The following is an 18,146-nucleotide window of genomic DNA, read 5'->3' as shown; positions in this document are numbered from 1 at the left end:
ATTTTTATCTAAAAATGTAACGGGTTACATGAAACGGGTTACACATTTCGGGTTTTTAGTCTAATTCGTTGGAGGTTTTGACATGGTCATGGACATTGGAGCGAAAGCAGCCGTGCGATTTGATGCGGATGCCGTGAAGATTCAGGAAACCCCTCATATTTTGCTATGTGCCTCGCTGTTTTACTTCCGTATTCCAAGCGCGCTTTGGAAGGAGAGGATGGAGCAGCTGAAGGCATTTGGGTATAACAGCATCGATGTGTATTTTCCATGGAACTATCATGAAACAGCTGAAGGAGAATGGGATTTTAGCGGAGAGCGTGACATTGCCGCATTCCTGACAACGGCTGCCGAAGTAGGACTATACGTCGTCGCAAGACCTGGCCCCTACATTTGCTCGGAGTGGGATGGAGGGGCACTTCCGGCTTATCTGCTTACGAAGGGACTGAAGCTTCGCGATAACGATGCTGAATTCCTCGGCTATGTTTCCAAATGGTTTGATCACATCCTGCCTTTGCTAAAGCAGAACCAAGCAGGTGAGGGCGGAACGGTAATCGGTGTTCAACTGGATAATGAGCTCGATTTCTATGATTGTCATGACCCCAAAGGATATATTAGTGCACTGCGCGATATGGTGCTTGATCACGGAATAACCGTGCCGCTGTTCGCTTGTGCTGGTCAGGGCGGCTTGCTGCAAGCATCGGGGCTCGCAGAGGATGTGGTGCCGACCTGTAATTTCTATCCAGATAATCGGGAGGCTGAATTTGAAGACAAGGTGCTTCACTACAGTGGAACCTTAGCTAAACTAGGTTATCCGCTGCTCGTAACGGAGACGAACCGGGCACATTACCTCCTACGTAGATTGCTCTCCTGCGGCGCCAAGCTGCTCGGTCCGTATTTGCAGGTATCGGGAACGGATTTTGGCTTCACGAATGCGACGAACAATTGGGGCAAGCCGCTAGCGTTTATGACGTCGGACTATGATTTTGGCGGCATGATTTCTCCTGAAGGGCATATCCGCGGGGAAGCGTATGAAGGCAGGCTGCTTGGGCGGATGATTGCAGCTTACGGTACTCCGCTTGCTGAGGCAGAAAGCCAAGGCTTAAGCACGGATTGGAAGCTGATTGGACAAAGCGTTAGAGTTGTTGGCCCCTATGCCCTGCAGTTAAAGGGCGGCGGAAAACTCCTATTTGTTACGAATTTAGATGATCAAGATAAAGAACTAGCCATCGTGATGGAGAATGATACGAATACAAAAGCTGCGAGCAGCTTTAAGCTCAAATCGGGCAGGTCGCTGGCGCTGCCTTCTCAAGTTCCTCTACAGCATTGGGGAGTAGAAGGATCACTAGAGAGCTCGACAGCGGAGCTATATATGGCAGAAACAAATGATACAGGTGCAAGTCTCGCTTTTCATACAGAAGGTTATGGTGAAATTGTATTGCTGCTAGATGCAGCGGTGGATATGAAAGCTCTGAATGCAACTGTGGAAACGATAGAGGGAGGCAAGGTTAGGATCGCCTTTGAAGGTAAAGAAGATAGCGTCTGTTCCATTATTACTTCGGATGGGCATACGTTGAAGCTATTTATTACAGACAGAATGAAAGCGCTTTATTCAGAAGGGTTAAACGATGCTGATGACACCATTAATCATGGCAAGCCGCTCCATTACTCGGATCGCACTGAAATGGCTGCTGCTGAGTGGCGCCTAAATCTTTTTGATGCGGCATCACCTATGAATAAAAAGGATAAGAGAGGCCCATCCGCTTCAAGAAAAGCAGATTACTTAGAACAGCATGAAATTTACCGAGGGTATGCTTGGTATGAAGCGATGGTTCGACTGCCTGAAGACAAAGCGGTAAAAGGTATTCTTATTCGCTCAGGCAGTGATGTTGTGTCGCTGTATGCGGGAGGAGAATACGCGGGAACGGCAGTGGCTGGGGGAGGCAGTTCTTATCTTCATTTAAGCAATGGCCTACAAGATGGAAAGCTGCTTGCCAGAGTGGAGATATGGGGACATTCGAACTTTGACGATGCTAGGCTTCCCGGGCTTCGATTGCATGCGATGAAGGGGATTAAAGGACTGTCAGCCATTACAGAGGTTAGAGACCTTAGCCGTAACTGGAGTGTTTACCGGGCTGCGGATCGGATTTTGCGCAAGGAGCTGATCGAGTCGCCTGATAGCAGCATGTGGCCGATCGTTAACTTTGGCGGCTGGATGTCTCCTGATCATCCGGCTTTCGAATATTACCGAAAAACATTTCGTGCATCGGAATCAGCGGACTCGTGGACGCTGCATTTCCAAGGCATTCAATCGCTTGCTCGGCTCTTTGTAAACGGAAAGGAAATAGGCGAGGTGCATCCGTTTGATCCATACTTTAATATCTCTGAGCATGTGACGGCAGGGCAATTCGTAGAGCTTACTGTATTCGTTGAAAGAGTGCTTGGTTTACCATCCGGGCAGGTTTACTTGTATGAAGGCCAAGAGGCCGACAACTTTGCAGTTTATGCGGCAGAGGAGGAAGAGCTTCTGGAGCATGCGGTAAGCTTGCGGTCGCAAAGCGGAACAACTGAATTCCCCATCTCATTGGAGCCAGGAGAAACCGCATGGCTGTATGCGACTACCGTGAATTCGGAAGCAGGCAAAGGCTGGAGAGCGAAGGTTTCCGGCACTAGCCTTAAAATGACAGTGTTTCTGGAAGGAAGGATCGTTGGACGACTATGGCTGCCAAGCCAAGCGAGCAGGCCTGTCATGTCAGGCGGAAGCCCGGATTCCTTTTACTTGCCGGGAGCTTGGTATGAGGGTGGAGAAGGAAGCTTAACGATACTGCTGGAAGCGGTTGATCAAGAGAAGCAAGGGCGTTTGGAAGCAATTCAATTCATATCCGTCTAGCAATGACGACAAGGGGGAAGAAGGATGGAAACGACCATAGTCGAGCGGGCTCCCCAAAGGAAGCAGAAGCGAATGAGCAGCGGCAAGCTTAGACGATTTTGGAACAACAAAACGTTATTAATCATGTGTTTGCCGGCCATCGCTTTCTTTCTTATATTCGCTTACTTGCCGATGCCCGGCTTGTATCTAGCTTTTATTAATTACAACTACTCCGATGGCATCTTCAAAAGCCCGTTTGTTGCATTTGACAACTTTCGCTTTCTCGTCATGAATGGTGATCTATGGCGGCTCTCATTTAATACGGTAGCTTACAATTTGGTATTCATCGTGCTGGGAAATGTCATGCAAATTTTTGTAGCTATTCTACTGAATGAGATTCGGCGCAAATGGTTCAAGAAGATCACGCAAACGCTTATGTTTTTACCTCACTTTATATCAGCCGTTCTAATCGGGCTTATCGCCTACAACATCTTGAGCTATGACTACGGCTTATTGAACAGCTTGCTGGAATCGTTAGGCATGGAGCCTGTCAAAACCTATTCTGATCCGAAAATATGGCCGTTTATCATCGTACTCACCTACCTATGGCAGTCCACTGGATACGGTTCGATCATTTATTTTGCAGCCATCATGGGGCTGGACAACGAAATTATCGAAGCATCCGAAATTGACGGCGCCAATGCCTTTCAACGCATTATTTACATCGTGCTTCCTTGGCTAAAGCCAACCTTCATCATCTTGATGCTGTTCTCGCTCGGCGGCATTCTTAAAGGCAACTTCGGTTTGTTTTTCAACTTAGTAGGCGCAAATAACACAGCCTTATATCCAACAACGGATATTATCGAGACTTACGTATTCCGTGCCCTGATGACAAACTTCAACTTCTCACTTGGCAGCGCAGTAAGCTTATATCAATCCTTGTTCGGTTTTGTAGTCGTCTTAACAGCCAACTGGCTTGTGAAGAAGGCCTCGCCTGAAAACTCGTTATTTTAGGAGGTGTCACATATGGAAAATAGGGATGAATCACGCAGCATTCGGACAGATATAAGTGGCATCATCGTCAAAGGTTTTGGTTATCTTTTCATTACATGTTTTTCGATATGCTGTTTATTACCCTTCTTGCTAGTGCTTGGCACCTCACTGACAGCAGAAGGCACGATTAAGAAGTACGGCTTCAACTTGTGGCCGCGCGATTTTAGCACCTTTGCCTACAAAATCGTGTTCGAAAACCCCGATCTCATTATTGGCTCCTACCTTGTCACGATGGGAATCACCATTGTTGGAACGGTCTTTGGTCTCTTCCTCGTGGCGATGACGGGTTATGCACTGCAGCGCCCAGACTTCGGCTATCGAAATGGCATTTCGTTTTTCATTTATTTCACGACGCTGTTCTCCGGCGGTCTTGTGCCCTTTTACTTGCTGATGACGCAATATTTGACGCTGAAGGACAATTATCTTGCTATCCTTCTTCCGGGACTGCTTAGTCCCTTTCTCATCATCATGATGAAAAGCTTCGTTCGTTCAATCCCGCATGCCATTACCGAATCAGCGAAGATCGATGGAGCAGGCGACTTTACCATTTTTCTAAAGCTGATTTTGCCAATGACGACGCCGGCGTTAGCAACCATCGGGTTGTTTATCGCCCTTGGCTACTGGAATGAGTGGTACAACTCGATGCTGTTCCTCTCTGCGGACATGAAGTACAGGCCGCTTCAGCTGTTTTTGTACAATGTGGTAACCAGCGCTGACTTTATCCGCAATTCGTCCGCTGCATCTAATGTGCAGCTTCGTGATATGCCGCTGGAATCGATGAAGATGGCTACCGCGGTGGTTGCGACCGGCCCTGTCATTTTGTTCTACCCATTCGTGCAACGGTATTTCATTAAGGGAATTACAGTAGGTGCTGTAAAAGGCTGATGTGCCGCAGGCCTGCAAGGGTCTCTTCACATAAAGGGCGAAGCCCGAATCATGAAAACAAAGGGGAGAAGTGAGATGTCGAACGTCAAGAAGATTTCCGCTCTGCTAATCGCTGTAATGATGATCATCAGCCTTGCGGCCTGTTCCGGCAGCAACGGAGATAAAAAGGAAAGCGGCAATAAAGGGAGTACGAACACGGAAAACGGCAATAAGGGGAGCACGAACACGGAAGATGGCAATAAAGCAGCTGATACGTCCAAATTCGTAAAAATCAGCTATGTCGTACTTGGCGATAAGCCGAAAAACGGTCAGTTCGAGAAGGTGCTGGCTGAGGTTAATAAACTGATGAAGGAAAAAATCAACGCCGAGCTGGAGTGGAAATGGGTCGAGTGGGCAGATTGGCAGACGAAATACAATCTGCTGCTGGCATCCGGCGAAGCGGTGGATTTGATTACGATTGGTACGGATTGGCTTGATACATGGGGCAATGCACAGCGTGGCGCGTTTATGAATTTGAATGATTTATTGCCTCAATATGCGCCGCAAACCTGGAATTCAATTCCTGAAGAGGACTGGTCGGAGAGCAAATATAAAGGGAATATCGTTCTGATTCCAGAAAATGATTACACACAGTGGGTAAACCATGGCTTCTTCTACCGTGGAGATTGGGCGAAGGAAGCAGGCATAACGGATCCAATTAAAGACTGGGAAGGCATTGGCAAATACCTGCAATATATTAAAGATAACAAAGAAGGCGTCATTCCTTGGGATGCTGTTGCAGCAACAAGCACATTTGGCGGATATGCAGCGTCCTACACGGATCAATTAGAGCTTCCAATTTCAACAGGCTATTTGCCAGTGTACACGACCAAATCATTTGAGGAGAAGTATACAGTAGTGAGTCCTGTATTCGAAGACACATTCCTTAATTTCGCAACGTTAATGAAGGAATGGGCAGATAAAGGCTACTGGCGCGAGGATGTGCTGAACAACAAAAACGACAACCGCTCCGCACTGCGCGCTGGATTGTCGGGACTAGATCAGCATCATACACAAACGTTTGGCGGGCTGCGCGTTAATATGGATAAGGATCAACCAGGTTCTGAGCTGCAAATGTTCCCATTTGCTCGTACAGGCGGCAATAACTTGACGGAGCTCTCCATCACGCACGGAGGAACATCGCTTGGAGCGCACAGCAAAAACCCTGAGCGTGCTCTAATGGCTTATGATTTAATTCGCAATGACGAGCAAATTTATCATTTGATCAACTACGGTTTGGAAGGCGTTCAATACGAAGTGAAAGACGGCAAACGCCAACAGCCAGCAGCCTACAACGAAGCAAAGGATTCCTTTTATTCGGATTTCTGGGGTGGACGTGTCGACAAATTCGAAATTCCGAGCGTAACAACTTGGGATCAGCTCGAAGAAACGTTGTATGCGGAATATGACAAAATCAAAAAGCCTTACCCTTACGGCCAATTTGTATTTGATAAAACGCCGGTAGAAGCTGAATTAACGGCGATTACACAGGTTTCGGGCGAGATGGGGCCAGCGATTACGTATGGTAAAGCAGGAGACCCGGCTCAAGCCGTAGAGCAATTCCGCAGCAAGCTGAAAACAGCTGGCTACGACAAGGTGCTTGCAGAATTGCAGCGCCAAATGGATGCTTACAAGAAGCTGATCGAAGGTTAACGAATAGATAGTTTGCGAAGCGCAATAGGGGTTTCCAAGCACGAAAGTGCGGGGCTCCTGTTGCGCTTTTTTCAACACCTTTAAAAGAAAAGCGTCCTTTTGGTCAATTATAATCAATTGGCGGGGTATGCTTGGTTAACCTCAGTAAAGTAGCGCTTTCATTAATAATGCTACAATTAATCTATAACCATGTAAGCTAACCCAAATCTATGATAAAGGCGGCGAAGAAATGAATTTATCAAATATTGCAGTACAGTTGTATACTTTGCGTGACTATTGCCAGAATGAAGCGGATTTGGAGCAGACGCTGCGCAAGGTAAGGGAAATAGGTTATGAAGCGGTTCAAGTATCGGGAATAGGCCCTATTGCTCCAGAAAGAGTGAAGCAATTAGCAGATGCTGAAGGGCTTCGTATTTGTGCAACGCATGTAAGTCTGGATTCTATGGTCAATGACTTTGACAATACCGTGCAAATGCATAAGCTGTGGAACTGTAAGTATGTTGGGTTAGGCTCTATTCCGGATGAATACCGCACTAGCGGGGAGGGCTATTCCACTTTTGCGAAGCAAGCGACAGAAATTGGAAGAAAACTGAAGGAGCATGACTTGCAGTTTATTTATCATAATCATCAGTTTGAGTACCAGAAGTTTGCAGGCAGAACAGGAATGGATATTTTGCAGCAAGAAAGTGACCCGTCTGCAGTTGGATTCGAGCTCGACACCTATTGGGTACATGTTGGCGGAGTAAATCCGGTGGATGCGATTCATCAGGTTAAAGGCCGGATGGGTGTTGTTCATCTCAAAGATTTGGAAATCGTTGATTATAAGCAAGTGTTCGCTGAAATTGGCGAAGGAAACTTAAATTTCAAAGCGATTATTGAAGCATGCAGAGAGATTGGAGTAGAGTGGTATGTAGTCGAGCAGGATGTATGCAGACGTGATCCGTTTGAGAGCTTGGCTATTAGCTTTAACAATTTAAAACAATTTCTATAGGAGCAGTGCTAATATAGAAGCGAGAGGATGATAGAGATGAAAATCGGCATCATTTGCGACGATTATTGGCACCCGGGCAAGCTGATCAAGGAAGGCTTGGAGCCGCTCGGCAAGCAAGGTTTTCAGCTCGATTATACCCAGCATGCATCAGAATGGTCGCGAGGGTGGATGGATCAGCAGGATGTGGTTGTGCTTGCCAAGTCGAACCAAGTGTCGTCAACAGATACAACGCCTTGGCTCACTGAGGAGATTCAGCTGCAATTCCAGAGCTATGTTGAGCAAGGAAAAGGATTGCTGGTGCTGCATGCAGGAACGGTGGGCTATCGTGATGAGTCTGTTTTCTTTGAGCTTGTAGGCGGGGTATTCCAGCATCATCCGGCCGCTTGTTCCGTTACGATCGTTCATAAGGACGAAACGCCATGGGACAAGGCGCATGCACAGGACTTTACGGTACATGACGAGCATTATTTTATGGAGGTTATCGACGAGCGCATTCAAGTGTTGATGACTTCGGAGTCAGAGCACGGCACGCAGCCAGCGGGCTGGATAAGGGAGCAAGGTGAAGGAAGAGTTTGCGTGCTTACACCAGGGCATCTCTTATCCGTGCTGCAGATGGAAGAGTATCAAGCAACGATAAAACAGGCTTTGAGATGGTGTGGTGGAAGCGACCAATAATAGGGAGCAAACAACAAATGTGCATTTTTTATTCAGAGGAGTGAATAAGGATATGTCGGTACAAACAATGAAATGGGGCATCTTGGGTCCGGGCTGGATTTCCTCAAAGTTTGTTAAAGATTTAGCATTTGCAGAGGGCGCGGAGCTAGTCGCTGTTGGTGGGAGAAACCTGGAGAAGGCAGAGCGTTTTGCCAAAGAGTATAATATCCCACGCGCTTATGGCAGCATTGAAGAGCTGACGCAAGATTCCGAGATCGATATTGTTTATGTGGGCACGCTGCATCCCATCCATAAAGAAAATGTGCTCGCCCTATTGCGTGCTGGCAAAGCTGTCATTTGCGAGAAGCCATTCACAATGAATGCGGCGGAAGCAAGAGAAATCATTACATTAGCCAGAGAAAAACGAGTATTTCTTATGGAAGCGATGTGGACACGGTTTTTACCGCCAATCCTTAAGGTTATGGAATGGATTGCGGATGGTAAAATCGGAGAAGTGCGAATGCTTAAAGCTGACTTTGGCTTTGATATCGGCTGGGCGCCGGAAAGCCGTCTGCTTGATCCTGCGCTGGGCGGCGGGGCACTGCTGGATGCTGGTATTTATCCCGTTTCCTTCGCATCATTAATTTTCGGCGGGGCGCCATCCAAAATTCTGAGCAGTGCTCGTCTTGGCGAGACGGGAGTAGACGAGCAGTTTTCATTGTTGTTTGAATATGAAGGTGGACGTACTGCATCGCTGAATGGAGCGGTACAGCTGGAAATGGTTAATGATGCTTATATTTATGGAACGAAGGGGCATATTCATGTGCCAAACTTCTTGTTCGGTAAATCAGCATATTTGCACCCGAAACAGGGTGCTGCAGAGTCGATCGAGGACGACCGTGAAGCAGAGGGTTATTCATTTGAAGCTGAGGAAGCGATGAATGCGCTCCGTGAGGGAAGGCTCGAAAGTTCAATCATTCCGCTGGATGAGACGCTAGCAATCATGGAGACGCTGGATACGATCAGGAAGCAGTGGGGTCTTCGTTACCCTACTGATGAATAATTACTAAAAGAAAGGAGTAGGCTGCGTATTCGCCTACTCCTTTCTTTATCAGTATCGCTGTCTCTAAGCAGAAGCCTTCTAAATCGCTTATGCTTTGACCGCTTGAAGCCATGCTTCAGCAATGAGTGCGGCACCAGCAGGAGACGGGTGAACACCGTCGGGAGCCCAATAAGCCGGTCCTGTCTGTGTTGCAGCCTGTGCGAACAAACCATCAAGCGGAACATAAATGGCTTTAAATTCTCCAGCGAGCTCGCGGACAGCTTGAATTTTTGGATCAAGATCTTCACGCCATTGCTTCTGGCTATCATTTACTGGAAGCACGAAAGGCTCGACTAGAACAAGCTTAACGTTCAACTGCTCCTTTGCTCTGCTCAGCAAGCGGCGGTAAGTGGTATAGTATTCCTCCGTGCTAAGTGGATCGTTATTGTCATAGCGGCGCCAAGTATCATTAATGCCTACATAAACAGACAACAGGCTTGGTTTCAAATCAAGGCAATCCACTTCCCATCTCCGCTCCAAATCAATGACACGGTCACCCGATATCCCGCGGTTCAGAAACGTAGCTTGTTTCTCAGGATATTTACTCGTAAACAAAGACGTTACAAGATTTGCATAACCCGATCCTAGATTTGCCCAGTCATTTCGGTTGCGGCCAGCATCCGTGATGCTGTCGCCTTGAAATAGAACAATTGCGTTTTGATCGATTAATGTCATTTTTTAGGCCTCCAATGAGTTCAAATACTAGTCTTCATAAGATAAAACATGTCTTGAAGCGGGATAGCTGTGAGCGCTTTCTATTTGTCAGCAAATTCATAATACAAAGGATTCCATTCTCTGGTCAATAAGCAGCTGTTTTTTTCTTCCATAAAATAAGAAACAATTATAACTGAAGTTTCTATTTAACTTTTCTGTTATTTCCTATTTAATAGTATAGAGAAGGATAAATAGATTGGGGCAGCATTTGTTAATGGTGCGTAAACATTTTTGGGAATATTCAGAAAACTTTAAAATATACTATAAACGATAAGAACAGAAACAGCTAGAATGATTTTATGTTTTTCCTCCTATTTTTTTCATAAAATCTTAATGTTCTTGCTCTATAATCGAATTAAGGGAGTGATGGGAATGATCTCTTCTTACTTCAATGAATGGCTGGATGAATATAATGATTATATGAGATTATACACGCTTTTTGGCGACGAGTATTACCTCGAACAAGCTGGTGAAGCGTTAGCTGCGCTAAAGGCTTTGGTCCTTAGAGCTGAGCGCCATAAAAATATTCTTCGGAAAATCATGAGCGATAAGGTTCATGTTTATTAAGAATAACAAACGAAGAGCATAACGAAATTTAAAATTTAAAAGCCATCATAAGAATCCAAGTGCAGGATTAATGGTATACTGATAAGTAATGATAACGAGGAACAAGATTCTGATAGATGCTTTAGCTGCATTTTATGAGGTTTAACTCGGCATAGAAGACATGATGGAGTGATAATATGAGTAGTACAAAGGGTAAAGGCGGGACCGGCAGAGGAACGGACAAAAAAGGCTGGAATCGTTGGCAAGCAGGGGAAAAGAAGAAGTTAGCGAAAAAGGTATTTGGCAGAAACCAAGGTGCTAAAGGCGCTGAAGGTGAAAAAGGTAAAACGGACGATAAAAATACGCCTAATGCTAAAAGCGCTAACATGACTAAAGGCAGTACCGCATTTAAAGGTGGAAGCGCGGCTAAGGGCAGAAAATAGAAATAACAAAGAGCAGCCTGCGCGTGAGCCATGGCGCTCTTATGAAACGAAAGACGGTTAGACAGGGAAGCTCTCTGTTTAGCCGTCTTTTTCTCGTTGTCCTGCCGATATTTAAGTTTTATAATGGTACTATTGCTTGGATAAAAATGTGAATTGTATTTTTGAATAATGTTCAGCGAGGTGGCTTCATCATATGAGTGACTATCAATCCATAATGCTTCTGCTCTTCTTTATCTTTCCCGTCATGTATATGATTGACACCGCTTTAGTTATTATAAGACGAAACGCTAAGCATATTGAGAATCGTCTTGCCTTTCTTACCATTTGTTTGCTGGCGAGTATGATTTTTTTTCAATACCTCGAGCAGCTGTTATCTGCCGAGTATGCGCTGAATATTTCTGCTTATATGGTTTACCCAGCTTCTATAGCCGCGGTAAGCATGAGCGTTTTGCTTCATCTTACGGCAACAAACAGTTATCATCGGCTTTCTCGATGGAGCACTATAGGCATAGCTTTTATACCATTTATATTGTATTTTCTGCTTCTAGCCATAAGAGGAAGAGAGTATTTGCTTGAAGGGGTTCGGGTAGAAGGTTTTTGGAAGCAAATCGAAGCTGCTCCGGCCATGACTGTTATTTATGGTTTTTTGGTCATGTATTCATTGCTTAATGTAGCTATTTGTTTAATAGCCCATTATAAAGCGAATAACAACGTTGATCGTAAACGATTTATGGTGCTGTTTAAAGCCAATCTATTTTACCAGCTGGCGACGATCGGGGTCTTAATTGTATATACTGCTTTCTCACCCTATGTTTATATTTCAGATTCAGTCATTTTTTTGACAACTATAATATGGAGTATTTCCCTTCGTGTCTATATGAAAAATGATTTCTTGCCTTCTACATCCAAAAAATATGAGCTGCTTTATCAGTTTTCCCCAACCGCCATCATTATGATCGACAAAAATATGATCATGAAGGAAGTAAATCCAGGTGCGCTTCGTATACTTGGATTTGAGAAGGAAGAGGAGCTGGAAAATCGCTCTTTATCTGAATTCATCGTTATGAACGAACGCAAAGACATGGAGGAAGCCTTTGCTGCTTCCTTTCCGAAGGATGCATGGAGAAACCGCGAGCTGACCATAGTGAATCGAAAAGGCCAGAAACGTGCGATTTTGGCTGATACGGAAATGATGGCTGAGGGCAAGGATTGGTTTTTGTTAATGGTCATTCGGGATATTACGCAGCAGCAGGAAGAGTCGCGTCTCATACATTTTTTGGCACATCACGATACATTGACTAAGCTGCCTAACCGCTATCATTTTAATCGTGAGCTGGAAGCTTCGTTAAAAGCTGTGAAATCATCAAAAGCGCTGCTCGGAGTCATGCTTATCGATTTGGATCGCTTTAAGCTGATAAACGATACGCTTGGACATCAGTTTGGTGATCAGGCTTTAATTGACGTTGCTCAGCGCCTGCGTCAAAATGTAGACCATCGGCATTTGCTTGCCCGTCTGGGCGGAGATGAATTTATTATTTTAATTAAAGAAGCGGAAGAATATGATGAGATCGTGTCGCTTGCCGAAAACATTCATCTAGCCTTTCAGCTGCCGATTACGCTTCAAGGGCAAGATTTCTACCTAGGCGGCAGCATTGGAATTAGTGTCCATCCATTTGATGATGACAGTTCTGATGGGCTTATCAAGAGGGCAGACATTGCCATGTACAATGCGAAACATAGCGGAGGCAATCAGTATCGGTTATATACGAATGAGATGATTGCTCTAGTACAGCGAGACGTCAAGCTGGAGAAGCATCTTCGCAAAGCACTGAAACGCAAGGAATTTGTTCTCCATTATCAGCCGCAGATTAATTTGGCGAGCGGACAGCTGATAGGGGCAGAGGCGCTTATTCGCTGGCAATCGGTAGAGCTTGGCATGGTGCATCCAGGAGAATTTATCACGCTGGCAGAGCAAACGGGATTAATTAATGAAATTGGACAATGGGTTATTTCGGAGGCTTGTCAGCAGGGTAAACTGTGGCAGGAGCAAGGCTGGAATGATTTTATGCTATCGGTGAACGTTTCGTCGAGACAATTTATGCAGCCTGATTTCGTAAACAAGGTTCAGGAGATTTTGCGCAGCAGTGGCTTGGAGCCTGATCGGTTATGCTTGGAGATTACGGAGAGTATGGTCGTTAATAATTTAAATGTAGCTAGAAAAATGCTCGATGAGCTTGTTGCTTTAGGTATACATATCGCCATTGATGATTTTGGGACAGGCTATTCCTCATTAAGTGTGCTAAGGCAGCTGCCGATTGCTATTATCAAAATTGACCGCTCCTTTATTACAGACATGGATGCCTATCAAGGCGGCTTATCCATCGTGAAGACGATTGTGTCGATGGGGCATGACCTGCAGAAGCAGGTGGTTGCCGAGGGCGTAGAAACATTGGATCAATATGAACAGCTAAAGCAGCTTGGCTGTGACAAAGCGCAGGGTTATTACTATCATAAGCCGCTCCCATTGCTAGAGTTTAATAAACTATTAATCGCTAGGTGATAGGTTCGGAAGTACATAAACGAAGGCTGCCAGCTTCAAGCTGGCAGCCTTTTTTTTGTATGGCATTAGAGCATCTCGGTATCAATAATGCGCCAGTGATGCTTAAGTGTAGCTTCCAAGGCTTCTTTATCCTTCTCTTTGAACAAGTTAAGAATTTTTCGATGCTCCGCATTTACTTGCTTTAGCACGTTTGCGAGCTTTGGTTTGTCTTCACTTGCATAGGATTGACGAATAAAGCTGTTTTTTAATGAATTCAACGTTTCAATTAATACTGGATTATCGCATTTTTTTATATAAATATCATGGAAGTTGTATTGGTCCATATGATAATCGGAGAAATACAGCTTGCTAATATCAAGATCAATTTTGTCGACAAGCCTTTCCATTTCGATGAAGTCAGGCTGCTGAAGTAAATCAATGCACAAGGTAGCAGCGAGTGCATCCAACACTCCAATAATTCGGGAAAAATCGAGTTTTTTCTTGGAATCGAAGGCTTTGACAGTGAAGCCGCGTCTAGGTAAATAATCTAGGAGATTGTCGGAGGATAGTTGAAATAATGCTTCTCTGGTAGGCGTACGGCTTATATCTAGTTTTTTGCAAATTTCAGCTTCATTAACTTTTTGATTCGGCAGTAATGTGCCATCTTGGATTTTTTGAGCGATATACTCGTAAACATGGTCTTTTAACGATTGGTATTTAGGTGATTGCATGTAGGTTCCCCTGTTCTAACTTACTTTAATGAGGTGAAGTTGTTTGCTGTATAACTTTTATATGGGATAGATAAATGGCTTAGGTGAATGATCATGCATTCGTACAGTAGATGATTTCACTATTTTATCATCTGATCCAGATATTAGACAAGTGTGTGAATATGTCGAAAGGTGTCATAATAACTCACATTGAAATAACAATTTTTAATAGAATCATAAAAAAACATTGTAGATAGTGGAAACCGATGTTATAATTACTACCATCATATATGTATATTGTATACAGATTTAACTCCGTATTCAATTCGGGGGATTTTAGACTAAATCAGATAATGAATTGGGAGAGATGGAAATGAAAAAGAAATTATCATTGCTGCTTATTTCGGTTATGGTCGTCCTTTCGGCATGTGGTCAAAACAATAAGGAAAATACGCCAGCTGCAACGAACAATAACGCGGCAACAGATCCTCCAGCAGTAGAGAAAACAACGCTTACCCTGGGTACAAGTGCAGATTACGCCCCCTTTGAGTTCCATAAGATGATAGACGGTAAAGATACGATCGTAGGTTTTGATATTGAAATTGCTAGAGAGATTGCAAAAGATATGAATGCTGAGCTCCAAATTCAAGATATGGACTTTGATGGTTTGCTGCTCGCACTCGATACAGGAAAAGTAGATATGGTTATTTCAGGTCTGACGCCTACGGAAGAACGTAAAAAGAACGTTGATTTCTCTGAAATCTATTACCTGACTAGCCAAGGCGTTTTGGTGAAAAAGGATCAAGCTGAGCAATTCAAGTCATTGGATGATTTGAAAGGCAAAAAAATCGGTATTCAAAAAGGTTCGATTCAAGAAGGCATTGCACAGGAAATCGCCGATGCGAAGCTAACGGCTTTAGCTAAAATTCCTGAATTGATTTTGGAGCTGAAGAGCGGTCGTGTAGATGCCATTATTCTAGAAAAACCGGTAGCGGATCAATACGCAGTGGCCCAAACGGATATTGCAGTGTCTGAAGTGAAGATTGAGCAGCCCGTAGAAGAGGCTGGCGTATCCATAGCTGTTAAGAAGGGCAATCAAGATTTGCTTAATAAAATTGATGGAACGATTGCTCGTTTGAAGGAAAGCGGCGAAATTGATCGTTATGTCGTTGAGGCCAATGAGCTGGTTGGAGAATAAAGAGCGGACGGAGTAGTTGGATATGGATTTAAACTTCGGTTTCATGGCTGAGTATTGGCCGATTTTTTTGAGAGGAGCCTTGGTCACGCTGGAGTTGTCTTTCTTCGGCGTGGCGCTCGGCACAGTGCTCGGGGTACTCTTTGCATTAATGCGAATCTCGCGCTTCTGGCCGGTTAAGTTTTTGGCCTCTACTTATATCGAGATTATACGAGGCACCCCAATGCTCGTGCAAATCTTCATTATTCATTATGGACTGACTGGATTTGGTATAAATCTTCCGCCTTTCATTTCAGGAGTGGTAGCGCTCACAATTAATAGTTCTGCCTATATGGCAGAGGTATTTCGAGCGGGAATCGAAGCAATCGACAGGGGTCAGACGGAGGCGGCTCGATCATTGGGTCTGAGCAGAGGTATGGCGCTTCGGTACATCGTGCTGCCGCAAGCTTTCCGCAACATGCTGCCGGCAATAGGCAATGAATTCATTATTATTATAAAAGATTCCTCGCTTATATCCGTCATAGGCATTGCGGAGCTGATGTACAATGCTCGGACGGTTCAGAGCGTCACCTTCTCGCCGATGGAGCCGTTATTAATTGCCTGCGCTTTATATTTTATCATGACATTTACATTATCCAGGCTGCTTGCTGTGCTAGAGAGGAAGTTGAGAAGCTGATGATAGTCGTAAAAGGGCTGCGCAAATCTTATGGAAAAAACGAAATATTGAAGGGGATAGACACGGTAATTCGCAAAGGCGAGGTCGTCGTTGTTATTGGACCAAGCGGATCGGGGAAAAGTACCTTTCTTCGTTGTTTGAATCGATTGGAGGAGCCGTCGGCAGGTCATATTCAGCTGAATGATCGTGAGATTACGAATAAACAGTCGGAGTTAAATCGCATTCGTCAAGAAATGGGCATGGTGTTTCAGCATTTTAATTTATTTCCGCATATGACCGTCTTGGAAAATTTGACCCTTGCTCCGTGTAAGCTAAAGAAGCTGAGCAAAGAGCAGGCGAATGTAGAAGCTGTGGAACTGCTGCGCTTAGTGGGGCTCGAAGACAAGAAAGATGCCTATCCAGATCGTCTCTCAGGCGGACAGAAACAGCGTGTTGCGATAGCGAGAGCGCTTGCCATGCAGCCTAGCGTGATGCTGTTTGATGAACCAACGTCAGCACTCGATCCTGAGATGGTTGGTGAGGTGCTTGAAGTCATGCGGAAGCTTGCTCAAAACGGAATGACGATGGTTATTGTAACGCATGAAATGGGTTTTGCCCGCGAGGTTGGCGATAGGCTCCTGTTTATGGATGGCGGCTGCATTGTTGAAGAGGGAGTGCCGCTGAAGGTATTCCAAAATCCTCAGCACCCGCGAACGCAAGATTTTTTGGCAAAGGTTTTATAGCAGCAAGGTCGTTTAGTTTGTAAATTCCTGGTGGTTAATAATCAATCCAGGTTTTTTTATAACAGTAATTGAATATTGTATACAAATTTGCGGGGAGTGATTTCATCGATATGACATCTACCAAATCTACAGCGGTTGTCATGGAGCAGTCGGATCGATACGGCGCACACAATTACCATCCGCTGCCTATCGTCATTTCGGAGGCTGAAGGTGTCTGGGTGAACGACCCTGAAGGCAATCGGTATATGGATATGCTCAGTGCGTACAGCGCTCTTAATCATGGTCATAGGCATCCAAAGATTATTCATGCACTTAAAGATCAAGCGGATAAAGTAACGCTCACTTCACGAGCTTTTCACAATGATAAGCTGGGCGAGTTTTATGAAAAACTAGTTAATTACACGGGTAAAAATAAAATTTTGGCAATGAACACGGGGGCAGAAGCAGTGGAAACCGCCATTAAGGCGGTTCGTCGCTGGGCATATCGTGAGAAAGGCGTGGAGCACGACCAAGCGGAAATTATCGTTTGTATAGGCAATTTTCATGGTCGGACAATAACGGTCACTTCCTTCTCATCAACGGAGGAATACAAAAAGGATTTTGGGCCATTTACGCCAGGCTTCAAGCTAGTTCCTTATGGCGATTTGGCTGCTCTTGAACAGGCGATTACACCAAATACAGCTGCTTTTCTCGTTGAGCCGATTCAAGGGGAGGCGGGCATCATTATTCCGCCGGAAGGATATTTGTCAGGAGCTTATGCATTGTGCAAACAAAATGATGTGCTGTTCGTGGCCGATGAAATTCAAACCGGTTTTGGACGTACAGGCAGACGCTTTGCATGCGATTGGGAAAATGTAACGCCAGATGTTTATATTATGGGCAAAGCGCTGGGCGGCGGGGTGATGCCCATTTCGGCAATCGCCGCAAACGATACGATTTTAAATGTTTTTGAGCCTGGTTCGCATGGATCTACGTTTGGCGGCAACCCGCTGGCTTGTGCCGTCTCTGCAGCAGCGATTGATGTCATCGAGGAGGAGAAGCTGGCAGAGCGTTCGGATGAACTGGGGAAATATTTTCGAGAACAATTAGCTGAAATTAGTTCACCGCATATTGTGGAAATTCGCGGTAAGGGCTTGTTTATCGGTTTGGAGCTTGATACAGCAGCGAGGCCATACTGTGAACGTCTGATGGGGAAAGGGCTATTGTGCAAAGAAACACATGACACGACCATAAGGTTCGCGCCGCCGCTCATTATTACGAAAGAAGAGATCGATTGGGCGATAGAAAGGATTGCGTTTGTGCTTCAATCCGAATAAGGGATGAATTTGCGGACGGAGACAGCTTAAGGAAGGGGATGT

The 18,146-nt window shown here is 45.0% G+C and carries 15 protein-coding genes and 1 pseudogene; 14 read left to right on the top strand and 2 right to left on the bottom strand.

What is annotated here, in order from left to right; all coding sequences use genetic code 11:
• The first annotated feature begins 82 nt into the window (after positions 1–82).
• From MHH56_RS29675 to MHH56_RS29645, 7 genes are all read left to right on the top strand, one after another.
• A complete protein-coding gene (locus MHH56_RS29675; RefSeq protein ID WP_339205211.1) occupies positions 83–2,887 on the top strand; it encodes a beta-galactosidase in 2,805 nt (934 codons plus the stop codon).
• 72 nt (positions 2,888–2,959) lie between these two features.
• Positions 2,960–3,880, top strand: coding sequence for an ABC transporter permease subunit (locus tag MHH56_RS29670; protein WP_076270425.1), 921 nt, complete (start codon positions 2,960–2,962; stop codon positions 3,878–3,880).
• Positions 3,881–3,892: 12 nt separating this feature from the next.
• Positions 3,893–4,804 carry a carbohydrate ABC transporter permease gene (locus tag MHH56_RS29665; RefSeq protein ID WP_076270355.1) on the top strand — a complete coding sequence of 304 codons (912 nt, stop codon included), beginning with the start codon at positions 3,893–3,895 and terminating at the stop codon, positions 4,802–4,804.
• A 75-nt stretch (positions 4,805–4,879) separates the two neighbouring features.
• On the top strand, positions 4,880–6,496 hold the full coding sequence (locus MHH56_RS29660) for an ABC transporter substrate-binding protein (RefSeq protein WP_339205210.1): 1,617 nt from the start codon (positions 4,880–4,882) through the stop codon (positions 6,494–6,496).
• Positions 6,497–6,725: 229 nt separating this feature from the next.
• On the top strand, positions 6,726–7,487 hold the full coding sequence (locus MHH56_RS29655) for a sugar phosphate isomerase/epimerase (RefSeq protein ID WP_339205209.1): 762 nt from the start codon (positions 6,726–6,728) through the stop codon (positions 7,485–7,487).
• 27 nt (positions 7,488–7,514) lie between these two features.
• The gene (locus MHH56_RS29650; RefSeq protein WP_339205208.1) at positions 7,515–8,162 is read left to right on the top strand and encodes a ThuA domain-containing protein; all 648 of its coding nucleotides are present in this window, start codon (positions 7,515–7,517) and stop codon (positions 8,160–8,162) included.
• Positions 8,163–8,214: 52 nt separating this feature from the next.
• Positions 8,215–9,204, top strand: a complete 990-nt coding sequence (locus MHH56_RS29645) for a Gfo/Idh/MocA family oxidoreductase (RefSeq protein ID WP_339205207.1) — start codon at positions 8,215–8,217, stop codon at positions 9,202–9,204.
• Positions 9,205–9,291: 87 nt separating this feature from the next.
• On the opposite strand, the gene MHH56_RS29640 is transcribed toward MHH56_RS29645, so the two are convergent.
• Positions 9,292–9,918, bottom strand: coding sequence for an SGNH/GDSL hydrolase family protein (locus tag MHH56_RS29640; RefSeq protein ID WP_339205206.1), 627 nt, complete (start codon positions 9,916–9,918; stop codon positions 9,292–9,294).
• Positions 9,919–10,329: 411 nt separating this feature from the next.
• Between MHH56_RS29640 and MHH56_RS29635 the strand changes: the two genes are divergently transcribed.
• From MHH56_RS29635 to MHH56_RS29625, 3 genes and pseudogenes are all read left to right on the top strand, one after another.
• A complete protein-coding gene (locus MHH56_RS29635) occupies positions 10,330–10,524 on the top strand; it encodes a hypothetical protein (protein WP_076270361.1) in 195 nt (64 codons plus the stop codon).
• A gap of 176 nt (positions 10,525–10,700) precedes the next feature.
• A pseudogene (locus MHH56_RS29630) lies at positions 10,701–10,790 on the top strand (DUF3934 family protein); the annotation flags it as partial.
• Positions 10,791–11,139: 349 nt separating this feature from the next.
• Complete coding sequence (locus MHH56_RS29625) at positions 11,140–13,506, top strand: EAL domain-containing protein (protein ID WP_339205205.1); 2,367 nt, start codon at positions 11,140–11,142, stop codon at positions 13,504–13,506.
• Between the two features lie 65 nt (positions 13,507–13,571).
• On the opposite strand, the gene MHH56_RS29620 is transcribed toward MHH56_RS29625, so the two are convergent.
• Positions 13,572–14,216, bottom strand: a complete 645-nt coding sequence (locus tag MHH56_RS29620; RefSeq protein WP_339205204.1) for a GntR family transcriptional regulator — start codon at positions 14,214–14,216, stop codon at positions 13,572–13,574.
• A gap of 352 nt (positions 14,217–14,568) precedes the next feature.
• On the opposite strand from MHH56_RS29620, the gene MHH56_RS29615 reads away from it, so the two are divergent.
• The 4 genes from MHH56_RS29615 to MHH56_RS29600 all read left to right on the top strand — a co-directional run bounded on the left by MHH56_RS29615 (position 14,569) and on the right by MHH56_RS29600 (position 18,104).
• Positions 14,569–15,393 carry a transporter substrate-binding domain-containing protein gene (locus tag MHH56_RS29615; RefSeq protein ID WP_339205203.1) on the top strand — a complete coding sequence of 275 codons (825 nt, stop codon included), beginning with the start codon at positions 14,569–14,571 and terminating at the stop codon, positions 15,391–15,393.
• Positions 15,394–15,415: 22 nt separating this feature from the next.
• Positions 15,416–16,066, top strand: a complete 651-nt coding sequence (locus tag MHH56_RS29610) for an amino acid ABC transporter permease (RefSeq protein ID WP_339209768.1) — start codon at positions 15,416–15,418, stop codon at positions 16,064–16,066.
• Positions 16,066–16,788, top strand: coding sequence for an amino acid ABC transporter ATP-binding protein (locus MHH56_RS29605; RefSeq protein WP_339205202.1), 723 nt, complete (start codon positions 16,066–16,068; stop codon positions 16,786–16,788). The genes MHH56_RS29610 and MHH56_RS29605 overlap by 1 nt, the downstream gene beginning before the upstream one ends.
• A 110-nt stretch (positions 16,789–16,898) precedes the next feature.
• On the top strand, positions 16,899–18,104 hold the full coding sequence (locus tag MHH56_RS29600) for an ornithine--oxo-acid transaminase (RefSeq protein WP_339205201.1): 1,206 nt from the start codon (positions 16,899–16,901) through the stop codon (positions 18,102–18,104).
• The last annotated feature ends 42 nt before the right edge of the window (positions 18,105–18,146 follow it).

Source organism: Paenibacillus sp. FSL K6-3182 (assembly GCF_037976325.1).
Classification (GTDB): domain Bacteria; phylum Bacillota; class Bacilli; order Paenibacillales; family Paenibacillaceae; genus Pristimantibacillus.
This window is presented reverse-complemented; position numbering and strand designations above follow the sequence as displayed.